This window comes from Streptomyces sp. NPDC057010 (assembly GCF_042673805.1).
Taxonomy (GTDB): domain Bacteria; phylum Actinomycetota; class Actinomycetes; order Streptomycetales; family Streptomycetaceae; genus Streptomyces.
This window is the reverse complement of record NZ_JBHUSC010000015.1, coordinates 55,380-70,148: the sequence shown is the minus strand read 5'-3', so window position 1 is coordinate 70,148 and position 14,769 is coordinate 55,380. Positions and strand designations below refer to the sequence as shown.

The window sequence follows — 14,769 nt, the reverse complement described above, 5'->3', positions numbered from 1 at the left end:
AAGGCCGGGGCCGTGCGGCCGGAATGAACCCCATGAACCTTCTGTTACAGGCCACTTGGCGGCCGAAGCCGTCTCGTAGGGTGTCAACGGGGCGACGCATCCCGGCCCCGCCGGAAAGGACGGAAGGAGACGTGCCGTGGCCACCATCACGACTGTCGGAGAACCGAAATCCGCCACCGTCCGCACGGTCGAACTGAAGCGCCTCGCACGGACTCTGGACGCCGCCGGACAAGGACGTTCCACGGCGGCGGAACTGGCCGGAGACCCGGGCACCGGCAAGTCCCGCCTGCTGACCGCCCTCGCCGCACAGGCCGAGCACCGCGGCATGAAGGTCCTGCGCGGCCGCTGCTCTGAGGCCGAATCGACCGTCGCGTACCACCCGTTCATCCAGGCCCTCACCACCTGGCAGGCCACGGACGGCGCCGGTTCGCCGCTGCCCCAGGCCGCCGCGCTGATCCGGGCCCTCGCGCAGGGACCGGACCGGGAGAACGCGGACTTCAGCACCCGCTGCCGGTTCTACGCCGAGCTGCGCACCCTGATCGCCGCCTGCCTCGACACCGTCCCCGGCGGAGCGCTGCTCGTCCTCGACGACTACCACTGGGCCGACCCCGGCACCGCCGAACTCCTCCAGACGCTGATCCACTGGCCGGTGACCGGCGGCCTGGCCGTGGTCGTGGCGCACCGCCCGCGGCAGATCCCCGCCGGCGTACGGGCGACCCTCCACGAGGGCGCCGAACAGGGCCTCGTCGACCTCGTCGAACTGCCCGCACTGGACTTCGAACAGGGCGCCGCCCTGATGCGCTCCGCCGGCGGATCCGCCCCCGACGGGCCCGGCGTCGCCGACCTGCTGGAACGCGCCGCCGGAATCCCCCTGTACCTGCTGGCCCTCGCCGACGCCGCGCGGGAGGCCGCCGGGGGCCCCGACAGCCGGCCCCCGGCCGCGGGCGGCCTCGCCGTACGGCTGCACGCCGAGCTGGCCCCCCTCGACGCGGTGTCCCTGACCGTCGTCCACGCCGCCGCGGTGCTCGGCGACACCTTCACCGTCGACGCCGTCGCCGAGGTCGCCGGCGTCACCCGCGCCGAGTGCTGCGCGATCCTGGGCCGGCTGCGCCGCCGCGACCTGGTGCGGACCGCCGCCTCACCCGGACTGCTGGCCTTCCGGCACCCGCTGCTGCGCCGGGGCCTGTACGAGGAGATGGACGCCTGCTGGCGCGCCGGCGCCCACCGGCGGGCCCTGACCTGCCTGCGCGCGCAGGGCGCCCCCGCCACCGAACTGGCCCCGCACATCGAACGCGCCGGGGCCGGCACGCTCGACGGCGACCGGCAGGACCTCGTCACCGCCGCCCGCACCGCCCTCCACCTGGGCCGGCCGGCCACGGCGGCGCACTGGCTGACCGTGGCGATCCGCCTCGACCGCGCCGCGCAGCCGCCGACCGCCGAGCCGGTGTCCGCCGAGCTGTGGCAGGCCGTCATCCAGCACCTCGCCGCGGCCGGCGACGCCGAACGGGTCTCCCGGCTCGTACGGGAGGTCCTCGCCGGCCCGGCCGGACCGATCACCCCGGCCGCCGCGCCCGGCGCGGGGGCGGCTGCCCGGCCCGGCGAGGTGGCGTACCTCTCCGCCGTCCTGGCCGCCCTCGGCCGCGACGAGGAGGCCCAGGGCCTGATCGCCGCCGCCCTCTCCGCCGAGACGGGCCTGGACCCGGAGGCGGTGGCCCTGCTCCAGGTCCGCCAGCAGGTGGCCAAGGTCCTCGCCGGCCAGGTGCCCGCCCGCGCCGACGTCGAGGCGCTGGTCCGGGCCACGGGCGGCGCCGCCCCCGTCGTCGCCGCCGGCGCCCTCGCCCTGCGCGGCCTGTGCGCCGTCGTCGCCGGCGACACCTGCTCCGCCGAGTGGGCCCTGCTGTCCGCCGCCCAGACCATCGACGAACTCGACGACGGCGGCACCGCCGACGAGCAGGAGAGCACCCTGCTGCTCCTGCTGAGCTGGGCCGAGGCCCTCATGGGCTGGTACGGCCCCGCGCACGGCCACGCGGAGCGCGCGCTGGCCGCCGTACGGGCCAGGGGCGACGCGCACCTGCTCGCACCGCTCCTGGACACGCTGGGCTACGTCCACTACCAGTCCGGCCGGATGCCGGACGCGCTGGCCGCCGCGCAGGAATGCCGGGAGGTGGCGAAGGCGGCGGGCCGCAGCGACCACGTCGGGCTCTCGGACGCGATCACGGCCGCCGCCTGGGCGCAGCTGGGCCGCGGGAGGCCGCCGACGCGCACGGCCCGGCCGCCCGCGGGGGACCCGATGGCCTCGCCGCGCACCCCGCTCAACGCGCTGCTCCAGGCCGAGGCGTACCTCGCGGCCGGCGACGGCGAAGCCGCGTTCGCCCTGCTGCTGCCGCGCCGGGAGGCCTGGCGCGTCTCCGAGCCGGTCGCGGTCCTGGCCGCCCGCGGCTACGAGCTGCTGGCGGCGGCCGCCGTCACGGTGGGCCTGGAGAAGGTGGGCATGGAGCCGGAGGGCATCGCCGCATGGGCGGCCCACTCGGCGGACGCCGCGGCGCACGTCGGGATCGCCGAACAGAGTGGCCACGCCCTCATGGCCCGCGGGCACGCCCTGCTGAGCCGGCGGCGGACCGCCGAGGCGGCCCAGGCTTACGAGGAGGCGTTCGAACTGCTGGGCCCGGACAGCCCGGCCGGCGCGCGGGCCCGGGAACTGGGCCGGGAACTCGCCCGGGAATCGGCCCGCGCCGCCCGGTCCGCGTCCGGCGGCCCGGGAGCCGAGCCGGACGCCAGGGTCGAGGGCGTGCTCGCGGAACTCACCCTGCGGGAGAAGGAGGTGGCGGCGCTCGCCGGAGAAGGCTGCAAGAGCAAGGAGATCGCGGTGCGGCTCACCGTCAGCCACCGCACCGTCGAGGCCCACCTCACCCGGATCTACAGCAAGTTGGGGGTGACCTCGCGCGCCGAGCTGGCCCGGATCGTCGCCTTGGCGGGCTGAGCGAGCGCGACCGCGGTCGCCAGCAGGCCGCGCCGCGCCGTCCACCGGCCCTCGAAGGCCCGCAGCTCCCGCCCGCCGACCAGCGGGCCGGGCACCAGCAGGGTCGCCCGGAAGCCGTACCGCACCGGGTCGAACAGCACGTCTGCCTCGTGGAAGTCCAGCAGCCGCCCGGTCAGCGGGAACCACGCCTTGTACACGGCCTCCTTGGCGCTGAACAGCAGCCGGTCCCAGCACAGGTCCGCGCGCAGGGCCCGCAGGGCGTGGAGCCGCTCCCGCTCCCGGGGCAGCGAGACCGACTCCAGCATGCCGCGCGGGAGCGGCTCGTCGGGCTCGGCATCCACGCCCAGCGCCAGGGCGTCGCCCCGCCTGGCCACCACGGCCGCCCGGTAGCCGCGGCAGTGCGTCATGCTGCCCACGACCCCGGCCGGCCAACTCGGCGCCCCGCGCTCGCCCGGCACCAACGGCACGTAGGGCACCCCCAGTTCACCGAGGGCGAGGGAGGCGCAGTGGCGTACGGTCGTGAACTCGCGGCGCCGCGAGGGGACGGCCCGCGCGATCACCGCCTCCTCGGCCGGGTGCAGCCGGGCCTGGGGCGGGTCCCCGTACGCCTCGGCCGACACCGCCCACGACGGCAGTAACTCCCCTATCACGTGCACTCCCTGGAGGAATCGCGGTGGCCGGACAGGATCAGGCGGGGCCCGGCGGGCCGCTCGCCGCGGCGGCGCCATTCACGGGGGTAGCCCATCGACACCTCCTCGAAGCGGACGCCGTCGTGCCAGGTCGTCCGGGGGATGTGCAGATGGCCGTAGACCACGGCCGTGGCGCGGAACCGCACGTGCCAGTCGGCGGTCGCCTCGGTCCCGCACCACAGGGCGAAGTCGGGATGGCGCAGCACCCGGGTCGGTTCGCGCACCAGCGGGAAGTGGTTGACCAGCACGGTGCGCACCTCCGGTCCGAGAGCGGCCAGCCGGCGCTCCGTCAGCTCCAGCCGCGCCCGGCACCACTCGCCCGCCCCGGCGTACGGCTCGGGGTGGATCAGGGCCTCGTCGGCGCACACCACCCCGTTCGCGGCGGCCAGTTCCAGCGCCTCCCGCACATCGCGTACTCCCGGCCGGCGGAACGAGTAGTCGTACAGCAGGAAGAGCGGCGCCACGGTCACCGGACCCCGCGGTCCCTCCCACACCGGGAAGGGGTCCTCGGGGGTCACCACCCCCAACGCGCGGCAGCGGGCCACCAGTTCCCGGTAGCGGGCCACGCCCCGCAGCGGTACGGGATCCCGGGGGTGCGACCACAGTTCGTGGTTGCCGGGCACCCACACCACCTTCGCGAAGCGCTCGCTCAGCAGCCGCAGCGCCGCCTCGACGTCGGAGAGGATCTCCCCGACGTCGCCCGCGACCAGCAGCCAGTCGTCCTCGTGGCGGGGCCGCAGGGCGTCGAGCGCCGCGCCGTTCTCCTCGTAGGCCACGTGCAGATCGCTGATGGCGAGCAGGCTGCCGCTCATGCGCGCAGGCCCGGCAGGACCGGCGGGGTGCCGGATCCGCGGCGGGAGGACGCGCCGGAGGCCGGGGCGGCGACCCGGCCGGACACCAGATCGGCCACGGCCGCCATGTGGTCGGTGAGGAAGAAGTGCCCGCCGGGGAAGACCCGCAGGTCGAACGGCCCGCTGGTGTGCGCGCCCCAGGCCCCCACATCCTCCGGCGAGGCCTCCGGGTCCCGGTCGCCGGCCAGCCCGACCACCGGGCAGGACAGCGGGGTGCCCCCGGTCGGCTCGTACGAGGCCAGCGCCCGGTAGTCGGCGCGCAGCACCGGCAGTACGAGGCCCAGCATCTCCTGGTCGTCCAGCAGTCCGGAGCCGGTGCCGCCCAGCGAGCGGACCTTGGCCAGCAGCGCCCGGTCGTCGCCCAGCCGGTCCGCACCGGGCCGGGGCCGTGACGGCGCCCGGCGTCCGGAGAGCAGCAGCGCGGCCGGGCCGCCGCCGGCGCCGCCCGCGAGGCGCACGGCCACCTCGTAGGCGAGCGAGGCGCCCATGCTGTGCCCCAGGAACAGCCGGGGCCGCGGGCTGCGTCCGCCCTGCCGGGGCTGCAGCGCCGAGGTGATCCGGTCGGCCAGCGCGTGGAGATCGTCGGCCGGTTCCTCGCGGTGGCGTTCCTGCCGGCCCGGGTACTGGACGGCCAGCACCTCCACGGCGGGTGTGAGCAGCCGGGACAGCGCGAACCAGTAGGCGGCCGACCCGCCGGCGTGCGGGAAGCAGACGAGTTCGGCCGTGGCCCCGGGGGACGGCTGGAACCGCCGCAGCCAGCTCTCGGGGTCCTCCTTCGCCACCTCCTTCGCCACGTCAGCCCGCCAGCGGAAGGTCGAGGAGCCGGTCCGAGGTGAGGATCGCCTGGTGCAGACGGCGCAGCGACCTGCAGGGCTCCAGGCCCAGTTCGGCCCGCAGCACCTGCTGGGCCGAGCGGTAGACGCGCAGGGCCTCGGCCTGCCGCTCGGAGCGGTACAGGACGAGCATCAGCTGGCGGTAGAAGGACTCGCGCAGCGGGTACTGGGCGATCAGCCCGTTCAGGAGGCTGATCACCTCCCGGTGCCGGCCCAGCGCCGTGCGCGCCTCGACGGACAGCTCCAGGCAGTCCAGCCGCTCCTCCTCCACCCACGTGGCGAACGCCGAGAGCACGGGCCCCTCGGCGATCCCGTCCAGCACCGGCCCGCGCACGAGCAGCAGCGCACGCTCGAAGGCCTCCAGCGCCGCCTCGTACTGGCCCGCGTGCTGGCGGGCACGGCCGGTGCGCATCAGCTCCTGGAAGTCGTCGACGTCGTAGCCGGCGCCGTCCAGGCGCAGCACGTAGCCGGACGGCTTGGTCACGATGGCCTTGCCCGCGTGGTCCCCGGCGGAGACGAGGAACTTGCGCAGCTGGGACAGGTAGACGTGGACGGCGGCCGATGCCCGCCGCGGCGGAGCCGTGCTCCACAGCTCGGAGACCAGTTGCTCCTTGGTGGTGACGCGTCCGGCCGCGATGAGGAGCGTGGCCAGCGTCATCTCCATCTTGGGAGCACTGAGGGAATGGTTGGCCGCGCCGTTCGAGACGAGCAGCGGACCAAGCAGTTCGTAGCGCATCGGACACCCCGTGAAGTAGTGGGAACACGCTTTCGTGTCCCGCCGGGCCCACTCTCCGAGGAGTGGCCCTGTCCACGCATCGGGGAAAGTACGTACGTACCCCGATTGGCTGGAATCTTTCGCTCGCGACGGCGTGGTGAACAGCGGCTTTGGAGCGGCTTTGGCGAGGTCCGGGAAGCTCCGCGGATGCCGTCGTACGTACTGCGCTGTCTGAAAATCCTGGGGGAGTGGCTCACCGCCGCGGGCCTGATGTGGATCCCCCCGCCACCGCCCCCGACCCCCCGCCTCACGGAACCGCCCCCCGGCCACCCCGAGCGCCTCGGCCCCGCCGACCCCCTGACCGAACTCGAACTCATGCTCAGCAAGGACCTGCCGGGCTGGCCGTGAGCCCCCCGGGGACGTGGCAGCCCCGGGCCCGCGCCGCCGGGGACCGGGACGGCAGGTGTTGCTCCCGGAGCCCGGGACGGCCGCACCTTACGGTGGGATCCGTGACGGAACGTGCGACGCCCGCCATGGGTACGGAGACGGCCGCGGCCCGGCTCAAGGAGCGGCTCTACGCGACGATCACCATGATCTCCGTCGTCATCGGGCTGGCGGGGAGCACCCATCCGGACGCCCCCGGAGCCGCGGCGACGGTCGCGACCGCCTCACTGGGCCTGTGGCTGGCCGCGCTGGTCGCCGATCAGCAGGCCCATCGCGTCACGCACGGCGCGCTCGCACGGGGACGTGACCTGCGCGCGATGCTCTTCGTCAGCAGCCCGCTGCTGCTGTCCGCGGTGGGCCCGCTCCTCCTGATCGGCATCTCGGCCCTGGGAGCGATGGGCCTGGACACGGCCCTGCTCACGGCGGCCGGCGTCAACATCGCCACCCTGTTCGCGTGGGGCTGCTACGGCGGGATCCGCATGGGCGGAGGGACCGTGTTCGCCCTGCTGGCCGGAGCCATCGACGCGGCGATCGGCACGGCGGTCGCGGTGGTCAAGGCGTCCACCGGGCACTGACTGCCGCCCGCCGCGCCATCGCCGTGGCCAGGGCCGCGTCAACACGGTGAACGCCTGCTCATCCTCCGGGCCGGCGAATGCGCCGGGGCGGCCGCGGCCCGGCCGACGCCCCGTGGAACCGGGCCCCGAAAGCCCGCCGACGGCCCGCGCGCGGGCCCGGTCGATCACTTTCGATGCCAGCATGCCTGGCGAAGGGGGGCAGCACGGCGAAACGGCCGCACAGCGGTGAGAGGGAGGACCATGACGCCTCAGGTGGTCGAAGAAGCAGCTCAGCCCATTCCGGGGCAGACCAGGTTGCCCGCCGGCACCGTCGGCGCCGTCCCGGCCTCCGCGCCCGCCGGGCCGGCGGCGGGACCGGACGCGGAGCTCCTGATCGCGGCGTCCGTACTGCTGGCGGACGCGGCCCTCACCGCGAAGCACGCCGGTGCGGAACTCACCGGAGCGCTGAGCAGTTGGCGGTTCGGACTGGCCGCCCTGCGCCGTCCCGGATGGGCGCTCGCCACGGCCGCGTCATGCGCCAAGGCGCTGACCAGCCCCTCGGGCCTGGGGTTCGGACCCAACGGCGGGCTCGTCGGGGAACTGGCCCGGATGGCGGGGAACGTGACCCACCGCCGCCCGGCCGCCGTGACCATGGCCGTGGACGCCTTCGCGATGAGGATCGAGGCGGCGGCGGCCGAGCACCCGAACCTCGACTCGCCACTGGCGAGGCGGCTGACCGCTGCCATGGTGGAGGGGAACCGCTGGGAGGCCCTGCGGGCACTGCACGCGCTGGTCGAGCGGCTCGGCGTGACCCGCGCGCTGACCACCGTAAGCCCCGTGATCATGGAGCTGCTGGCGTTGCTGGGCCTCCTCGACGAGAACCCGGTCAACGACGACTTCTCCTGGGTGACGCTCGCCGGCGGCGTGCCGGACACGGACCCCTTCTTCGGCCTGCCGAGTTCGCTGCTGCGCTACCTCAACCCCGGCCCCGGACGGGCGGAGCGCATTGAGCCCGACTCCATCCTCGCCAAGGTCCTGAAGACCTCCCGCAACGACATCGTCAGCTACATCAACGACATCGGCGCGCTCGGCAACCACGGGCTGGTGCTGCTGCGGCGCGTCGAGTGCGCCGACGGCCGCACCCGGTACGTCCTGCTGCTGCCCGGCACCAGCTTCGGTCTGCCGAGCAACAGCACCCCGCAGGACCTGATCGGCGCCTTCGACGGCTGCCTGCGCTCCGAGACGACCTACACCCGCGCCGCGCGCAAGCTCCTGCAGCGGGCGGGGGTGCCGGCCGGGGCGGAGCTGATGTTCGTCGGACACAGCCTGGGCGGGCTGACGGCGATGAACCTGGCGATGGACACGGAGCTGGCGTCCACCCACCGGATCACCCACGTCGTCACGCTCGGCTCGCCCATCGACAACAAGCGCCCGGCCGACCACACCACCCGGGTCATCAGCCTGGTCAACAAGCACGACGTGATCCCCATGCTCGACGGGCGCGGACCCGCCTCCCCCCATGACCTCCCCGCCGACTGGGTCGAACTGACCTGGCTGGACGAGTCCTACGACTACCCGCTGTCCCACGCCCCGCAGGCCTACTCCGACACCCTGCGCGGGGAGATGGCGCACCACCGGGACCGGGTGAACGAACTGATCAGCGCCTACGACGGCGAAGTCGTGGGGAACCAGCCGTACATGCTCCGCGACAAGTGACCACGAGGGAGACCGACCGATGACCCATGCCGACGGCCCGGCCACGACGGCCTCGCGGCCCGAGACGGCCCGGCCCCTGGAGAACCTCCTCTTCAGCGCCGCACTGGTGGCCCGGCGCATGCCGTGGGCCGACCTGCCCGCGCGCACGCTCGGTTTGGACGCGCTGACCCGCGAAGGGCTGACGCGCCGCCTGATGGCGCACCTGCGGGACGGCCGGGACGGGGCCCCGGTACGGCTGCGCACCCCCTTCGGCACCTTCGTCGTGCCGCTGACCCGGGCGGACGCCGAGAGCCTGCTGACCCGTGCCGACGCGGCGGGCGCGCTGGGAACCGCCTACGGTCTCGCCCCCGACGGCCGCCGCTGCGGACTGTCGCCGCACGCGGCGCCGGCGGGCGCGTGGGACGTGCTGACGGAGGACGAGCTCGACGGGCTGACCGCCCGGGTGGCCGAGCACCTCGCTCGCGTGACCGGTGCCCGGCGGGAGGACGGCACCCTGGACCGCGACCGGTGGGACGCCGAGATGCTGCGGCTGAGCCGGCACGTCGTGCTGGGGGCCCGCGCCACCGAGGACACCCTGCTGAGCGAGATGGTCAGGGCCGCGGCGGGCGCCGCGGGCAGCCGCGCGTACGGGGCGCGGGCCGAGGCCGTACGGCGGCGGCTGGCGCCGTACCTGGCCGACCCCGAGCCCGGCTCCCTGGCCGCCAGGCTGGCGACCCGGGGCAGCGGCGCTCCGGAGACGCACCCGGCCCTCGCGCACGCGCTGGCCCTGGTGTCGACGGCCACCGGGGCGTCGGCGCTCCAGGCCCTGACCCTGCTCGGGGCCGGGGAGGTGGCGGAGGCCGTGGACCGCGCCCTGGACCGGGCCTTGGAGCACTACCCCGCACTGTCCGCAGTGGTCTACCCGGTACGCGCGCCGCTCGGCGCCGACGGCCCGGGGATCGGAGCCGGCGACGAAATCCTCTACGTCCCGGCACTGTTGGGGCGGCGCGCCGACGGCGAGCGTACGGACCCGGCGCCGGCGCTGTGCGGGAACCCGTCCGGCTGCGCCGTCGCCCGCTTCGCCGCGCTCGTCGGCCGAGCGGTCGTCCGCGGGATCACCGCCGAGGCGCGCCCCGTACTCCTCGCCCCGTCCGACGGCCCCGCCGCAGCGGCGTACGGGCATGCCGCCCCGCCGGGGTACGGGGCGCGGGGACAGGCGGGCGCGGACCGGCTGGAGCGGCACGCCGAGAGCCTCTCCGCCTGCGCCGCCGACACGGGCTGGAACGGGAGCGAGGCCGGCGAACGGTTCCGCATGACCCTGCTCGCGCACGCCGACCGGTGCTCGCGGGCGGCCGCCGATGTCCGGCGCGCCGCACGGCGGTTGTCCGACTGACCTCGGGCGAGACCCCTTCCCGCCGACCGTGCCTCGAACGGACGACTTCCCGCGGTTCCGCCCGGATCGGCCGTGATCAACAGACCTCACGGCCGTTGAACCAGCGGAATCCCGTCTGAGAGTGAGGTCCGGCCGTGAAGGACAGCGTGGCTGAGGTGTTCAAGGCAACCGGGGCGGAACTCAGCTCCGTCAAAAGGCTGCTCGGCGAAGCCGGCGGGGTGGCGTGGGACCGCCTCCTCGACTGGCTGGTCGACGACTACTTCCGGGTGGTCGCGCTAGGCCTGGAGAACATCCCCGTGGAGGGCCCGGCCGTGATCGCCGTCAACCACTCCGGGGCGTGGGGCCTCGACGCGTTCGTGCTGGACAAGGTCCTGGGCCGGGCCCTGGACCGGCGCGTCCGCTTCCTCGCGGCCCCCTTCGTCTTCCGCACCCCGATCCTGGGGCGGCACGCGCGCCGCAACGGCGCGCTGCCCATGGGGCCGACGGCAGGCGTCGACCACCTCAACGAGGGACGGCTCGTCGGGGTGTACCCGGAGGGCATCGCCGGCCTGGAGAAACCGTTCACCGAGCGGTACCGCCTGCGCTCCTTCAGCCCCGGCTTCGCGGTCGCCGCCATCCGCGCGGGCGCCCCGGTGGTGCCCGTCGGGATCGTCGGCGCGGAGGAGGCCTGCCCCAAGCTCGGCGAGGTGCCGACCCTCGCCCGGCTCCTCGGCGTGCCGTACTTCCCGGTCACGACCCCCTTCCCGCTGCCGTCCAACTGGACGATCACCGTCGGCGAACCGATCCCGGCCCCGGCCCGCCCCGAGGGCCTGGCCGCCCGCCGGGACGCCGCCCGCCGGCTCAGCGACACCACCCGTACCGCCGTCCAGGAACTGATCGACCGCGAACTGGCCGAGCGGGAGCACCTGTTCGACTGACCTGACGGCCGGTGCCGCGCCCGGTCCGGGGCGCCACGTCCTGGGGTCGCCGGGGGTTTCGGGACTACTTGGCGCCGAGACCGGCGTCGGAGACCTCGAGCTTGCCGGCGGCCCTGAGGACCTTGTTCAGGATCCTCAGGTCGTAGATGCCGGAGAGGTCGGGCTGCTCGATCAGCTTGGCCTTCACCGCCCAGTCCGACTGCTTCTTCAACGTCGCGGCCAGCGGGTCGTCGATGACCCGGATGCTGGGCCACGCCGGGTCGATGACCTTCGATTCGAGACCCTTGCCGGTGTCCGCCAGGAGCTTCGCGTTCGCGGAGACCTTCGCCTTGTCCTGGTGGGCGCGGATCCACTGGTTGGTCTTCACCGTGCCCCTGAGGAATGCCTCGACCACGTCGGGGTGCTCCTTGAGGAACTTCTGCGACACGATGACGTTCGTGATCACGAACTTGTTCTCGGGCCACAGGCTGCCCTCGTCGAGGAGGACTTCACCGCCGTCGGAGACGAGCTTGGAGGCCGTCGGCTCCGGCACCCAGGCGCCGTCGATGGAGCCCTGCTTGAAGGCGTCCGGGGTGACCTTGTTGTCCGTACGGACCACGGAGACGTCGCCCTTGCCGGACTCCGAGTCGACCGACCAGCCCCTGTCGGAGATCCAGTTGAGGAACGCCACGTCCTGCGTGTTCCCCTTCTGAGGGGTGGCGATCTTCTTGCCCTTGAGGTCGTCCAGGGTCTTGATCTTGGCGGGGTTCACCACGAGCTTGACGCCGCCGGAGGCGGAGCCGGAGATGATCCGCAGGTTGGAGCCCTTGGACTTCACATAGCCGTTGATCGACGGCGAGGGGCCGATGAAGCCGATGTCGAGGGAACCGCCGTTGAGGGCCTCGATCTCGGACGGACCGGCGTTGAACGTCTGCGGCTTGATGGCGGTGGCGCCCAACTCCTGCTGGATCAGGCCCTCCTGGAGGCCGACCAGCGCGGTGGCGTGCGTCAGGTTCGGGAAGTACCCGATGCGGACCTCCGAGGCCGACAGCGGCTTGCCGCCGGTGGCCGCGACGTTGGCCGTGTCGTTCTGCTTCTTCCCCTCGGAGCCGTAGCCGCAAGCGGTGAGCAGCAGGGGAAGCGCTGCTGTGACGGCGAGGGCGCGCAGGGTGTTGAGCGGTCTTGCGGCAGACACGGAGGGGTCCTTTCACGGGACGGGTTCACGGAGGTACGGGAACGGAGAAGGGCGATGCGAGGCCCATCCGCACGCACGTCACCCACTCCCGGCCGTCGGTGGCGGGAACGCCGTCGTAGGTGGGGAAGCGGACGGGTGCGCACGCCCGCGCTCGAAGGCGTGCGGGGCGCAGAGGCCGGCAGAGGGCCGGCGCGGCCGCCGGACAGCGGGGCGGGGCAGCGCACGGCGGTGCCTGCGGTGCCTGCGCGTGGGCCGGGCCGGTGGGCCGTGTCAGGAGAACTGACAGATGGCGCTGGACGTACGGACCAGGTCGATGTGCCGGCGGGAGGCCAGGGGCATGGGCAGGCCTGCGTGGTGCACTGGTCGCACGGCCGCTTCACCCCTTTCCTGTTTCCTGGTTTTCCCACCGGGTTGGTAGGCATGGTGGCAGAGGCGGGGTACGGACCCCAAGGGGCTGACCAGATGGTGGACGCGAAGATCTCGCGATGCGAGAAGACCCAGGTGGGTCAGGGATTGGTCCAGGCGCCGGGCGTCTGGGTCAGCGCCGATACGTCGGCGGGCAGTTCGGACGACGCGACGTCGGCGAGCGTCACACCGTCGAGGATCTCCCGCACGTTGGCCCTCAGGGCGATCCAGAGGGGGAGCAGCGACTGGGCGGGGCCGGTGTAGGACAGGTCAGGGGGGCGGACCCCGCGCACCGAGACGAGCGGCCCGTCCACGACGCGGATGACATCCGCGATGCTGATGGAGCGGGCCGGCTTGGCCAGCCGGTAGCCGCCGTTGCCGCCGCGCTGGCTGAGCACGAGACCGCCTCGGCGCATGTCGTTCAGGATGCCTTCGAGGAACTTGTGCGGAATGTCCTGGGCGTCGGCGATGGCTTCGGCCTTCAGTGGGCCGCCCTCGTGGGACGCGGCGAGCTGCAGTGCGGCACGTACCGCGTAGTCCGCCCTGGCTGAGATCCGCATGCGGACATTATCCCGTACGGTTTCGGCCGGTGTCCGTCGCGGGTGGGCCGTCGGCCGCCGGCCCACCCGGCGGGCGGGATGTGGGCGGGATGCGGCTGGTACCGGACCCGCATCCCGCGCGGCGCCCCGCGTCAGCGGAAGGCCGCCACCGCGCGGTGGGAGCCGTTGAGGTAGTGCTCGCCGACGGAGCGCAGGCGGTGTGCGACCGGGCGGTGGGCCGTCAGCACCCGGGCGTTGCGCCAGAACCGGTCCAGGCCGGGGGCGTCGGCGAGCTCCAGCACCCGGGCCGACACGTGCAGGGCGGCCTTCGACGTCACGGCCTCGGCCGTGGCGACCAGGGCGGTGACGCCCGAGGCCTCCTCGGCATCGAGCTGCGCGCCTGCGGCGAGGGCCTGCGCCATCATCTCCGTCGCCCGGTCGACGACGGCGGTGGCCGTCTGGGCGGCGGAGGCGAGTTCCCCGTACGTCAGCAGCAGGTCCGGGTCGCCGCCGGGCGGCCGGTGTGCGCGGCCGCCCCTGCTGAGGTCGCGTGCTTCGACGAGGGCGCCCTCGGCGATCCCGAGGCCGACGTGGCACAGGGCGAGCCGGAGCGCCGGCTCCGCGAGCGCGGTGAAGGGTGTGGTCGACTCCTCGTCGTGCGGCCGGCGGCCCAGCACCTGCCCGGGCGTGACCGCGACCCGGTCGAGGAGGACCTCGCCCGCGCCGGCGAGGCGCTGCCCGAGGCGGTCGCGGGCGGGTTCGACGCTCACGCCCCGTGCGGTGGGCGGGAGCCGTACGACCAGGACGTCACCGGTCGCGGCGCAGAGCGCGTCCACCACGATCTGGTCGGCGGCGGCCACCGCCGTGGGCACGGACCGGCGTCCGTTCAGCACGTAGCCGGTGGCGCGCGGCCGCAGGGTGAGGTCCGGTCCGTCGGTCTCGTCGTCGGGCGCGGGCGCGTGGACCGCGCCCGACCACAGCCACCTCTCGCGCACCGACGCCTCTTCGAGGTCGGTCGCGTGGTGCTGACTCGCGTAGAAGCGTCCGCTCCACGCGTGTACGTAGTGGCGGGCGAGGATGGCGCCGACAGAGCTGTCGGCGGTGGCGATCTCCCGTATGACGGCGCACGCCGTACGCCAGTCCGCCCCGCGGCCGGGCCCGGGCGGGGTGAGGGCCGCCGGCAGGCCGGCCTCGCGCAGCCTGGCCGTCTCGTCGGTCGGCGGCCTGCCCGCCTGATCGCGCACGATGGCGTCCGCGGCGAGGTCCTCCGCCACATCGCGGGCGGTACGCAGCAGCGCGCGGCGCTGCTCGTCGGCCGACCGGGGGCCGGCGGGGCTCGGCGCCGTCGATATGGGGGTCACCGGCAGGCCCGAGTGCCGTGGTGTGGGGCGGGGGCTGGACGGACAGCGCTGCCCTGGGGAATGGCATGGGTCATGTCGGCTACTCCGGAACGTTGTTGGGTGGCGTCGGCCGGTTGCTGGGGGCGCTCGCTCAGCGCGTCAGCGTCAGCGTCTTCGTCGTCGACCGCACTTCACCGAATCCCCAGCTTTCCCATCGGATTGATAGGGATACTCGCCCCG

The 14,769-nt window shown here is 74.3% G+C and carries 14 protein-coding genes; 6 read left to right on the top strand and 8 right to left on the bottom strand.

Features of this window, described 5'->3' with window-relative positions:
• Nucleotides 1-136: 136 nt before the first annotated feature.
• A complete protein-coding gene (locus ACFTXQ_RS16355) occupies nucleotides 137-2,980 on the top strand; it encodes an AAA family ATPase (RefSeq protein WP_382641186.1) in 2,844 nt (947 codons plus the stop codon).
• Here the strand turns inward: ACFTXQ_RS16355 and ACFTXQ_RS16350 are convergent.
• Genes ACFTXQ_RS16350 through ACFTXQ_RS16335 form a run of 4 tightly spaced genes read right to left on the bottom strand, consistent with a single transcriptional unit; the run spans nucleotide 2,917 to nucleotide 6,089 of the window.
• Nucleotides 2,917-3,630 (bottom strand): 4'-phosphopantetheinyl transferase, encoded by a 714-nt coding sequence (locus ACFTXQ_RS16350; protein ID WP_382641184.1) that lies wholly within the window; start codon nucleotides 3,628-3,630, stop codon nucleotides 2,917-2,919. The genes ACFTXQ_RS16355 and ACFTXQ_RS16350 overlap by 64 nt on opposite strands.
• Nucleotides 3,627-4,481, bottom strand: coding sequence for a metallophosphoesterase family protein (locus ACFTXQ_RS16345; protein WP_382641181.1), 855 nt, complete (start codon nucleotides 4,479-4,481; stop codon nucleotides 3,627-3,629). Before ACFTXQ_RS16345 ends, ACFTXQ_RS16350 begins: the two co-directional genes overlap by 4 nt.
• Nucleotides 4,478-5,314, bottom strand: coding sequence for a thioesterase II family protein (locus tag ACFTXQ_RS16340; RefSeq protein ID WP_382641179.1), 837 nt, complete (start codon nucleotides 5,312-5,314; stop codon nucleotides 4,478-4,480). Before ACFTXQ_RS16340 ends, ACFTXQ_RS16345 begins: the two co-directional genes overlap by 4 nt.
• Nucleotide 5,315: 1 nt before the next feature.
• Nucleotides 5,316-6,089 carry a BTAD domain-containing putative transcriptional regulator gene (locus tag ACFTXQ_RS16335; protein WP_382641176.1) on the bottom strand — a complete coding sequence of 258 codons (774 nt, stop codon included), beginning with the start codon at nucleotides 6,087-6,089 and terminating at the stop codon, nucleotides 5,316-5,318.
• A gap of 186 nt (nucleotides 6,090-6,275) precedes the next feature.
• Between ACFTXQ_RS16335 and ACFTXQ_RS16330 the strand changes: the two genes are divergently transcribed.
• From ACFTXQ_RS16330 to ACFTXQ_RS16310, 5 genes are all read left to right on the top strand, one after another.
• On the top strand, nucleotides 6,276-6,476 hold the full coding sequence (locus tag ACFTXQ_RS16330) for a DUF6059 family protein (protein WP_382641173.1): 201 nt from the start codon (nucleotides 6,276-6,278) through the stop codon (nucleotides 6,474-6,476).
• Nucleotides 6,477-6,577: 101 nt separating this feature from the next.
• A complete protein-coding gene (locus tag ACFTXQ_RS16325) occupies nucleotides 6,578-7,087 on the top strand; it encodes a hypothetical protein (RefSeq protein WP_382641170.1) in 510 nt (169 codons plus the stop codon).
• A 240-nt stretch (nucleotides 7,088-7,327) separates the two neighbouring features.
• Nucleotides 7,328-8,782 carry a hypothetical protein gene (locus tag ACFTXQ_RS16320; RefSeq protein ID WP_382641167.1) on the top strand — a complete coding sequence of 485 codons (1,455 nt, stop codon included), beginning with the start codon at nucleotides 7,328-7,330 and terminating at the stop codon, nucleotides 8,780-8,782.
• 19 nt (nucleotides 8,783-8,801) lie between these two features.
• Complete coding sequence (locus ACFTXQ_RS16315; protein ID WP_382641164.1) at nucleotides 8,802-10,154, top strand: hypothetical protein; 1,353 nt, start codon at nucleotides 8,802-8,804, stop codon at nucleotides 10,152-10,154.
• A 146-nt stretch (nucleotides 10,155-10,300) separates the two neighbouring features.
• On the top strand, nucleotides 10,301-11,071 hold the full coding sequence (locus tag ACFTXQ_RS16310) for a lysophospholipid acyltransferase family protein (protein ID WP_382641161.1): 771 nt from the start codon (nucleotides 10,301-10,303) through the stop codon (nucleotides 11,069-11,071).
• A 64-nt stretch (nucleotides 11,072-11,135) separates the two neighbouring features.
• Here the strand turns inward: ACFTXQ_RS16310 and ACFTXQ_RS16305 are convergent, their stop codons facing one another.
• From ACFTXQ_RS16305 to ACFTXQ_RS16290, 4 genes are all read right to left on the bottom strand, one after another.
• Complete coding sequence (locus ACFTXQ_RS16305; protein WP_382641158.1) at nucleotides 11,136-12,245, bottom strand: aliphatic sulfonate ABC transporter substrate-binding protein; 1,110 nt, start codon at nucleotides 12,243-12,245, stop codon at nucleotides 11,136-11,138.
• Nucleotides 12,246-12,515: 270 nt separating this feature from the next.
• A complete protein-coding gene (locus ACFTXQ_RS16300) occupies nucleotides 12,516-12,614 on the bottom strand; it encodes a putative leader peptide (protein WP_382641155.1) in 99 nt (32 codons plus the stop codon).
• A 137-nt stretch (nucleotides 12,615-12,751) separates the two neighbouring features.
• Nucleotides 12,752-13,210 (bottom strand): RrF2 family transcriptional regulator, encoded by a 459-nt coding sequence (locus ACFTXQ_RS16295; protein ID WP_382641152.1) that lies wholly within the window; start codon nucleotides 13,208-13,210, stop codon nucleotides 12,752-12,754.
• 131 nt (nucleotides 13,211-13,341) lie between these two features.
• The gene (locus tag ACFTXQ_RS16290) at nucleotides 13,342-14,550 is read right to left on the bottom strand and encodes an acyl-CoA dehydrogenase family protein (protein WP_382641149.1); all 1,209 of its coding nucleotides are present in this window, start codon (nucleotides 14,548-14,550) and stop codon (nucleotides 13,342-13,344) included.
• Between the last annotated feature and the right edge of the window lie 219 nt (nucleotides 14,551-14,769).

What these genes read in the sequence shown, in the direction of transcription:
- ACFTXQ_RS16345 (WP_382641181.1), bottom strand. Translation starts at nt 4,481, where the DNA reads ATGAGCGGCAGCCTGCTCGCCATCAGCGATCTGCACGTGGCCTACGAG.
- ACFTXQ_RS16335 (WP_382641176.1), bottom strand. Translation starts at nt 6,089, where the DNA reads ATGCGCTACGAACTGCTTGGTCCGCTGCTCGTCTCGAACGGCGCGGCC.
- ACFTXQ_RS16330 (WP_382641173.1), top strand. Translation starts at nt 6,276, where the DNA reads ATGCCGTCGTACGTACTGCGCTGTCTGAAAATCCTGGGGGAGTGGCTC.
- ACFTXQ_RS16320 (WP_382641167.1), top strand. Translation starts at nt 7,328, where the DNA reads ATGACGCCTCAGGTGGTCGAAGAAGCAGCTCAGCCCATTCCGGGGCAG.
- ACFTXQ_RS16315 (WP_382641164.1), top strand. Translation starts at nt 8,802, where the DNA reads ATGACCCATGCCGACGGCCCGGCCACGACGGCCTCGCGGCCCGAGACG.
- ACFTXQ_RS16295 (WP_382641152.1), bottom strand. Translation starts at nt 13,210, where the DNA reads ATGCGGATCTCAGCCAGGGCGGACTACGCGGTACGTGCCGCACTGCAG.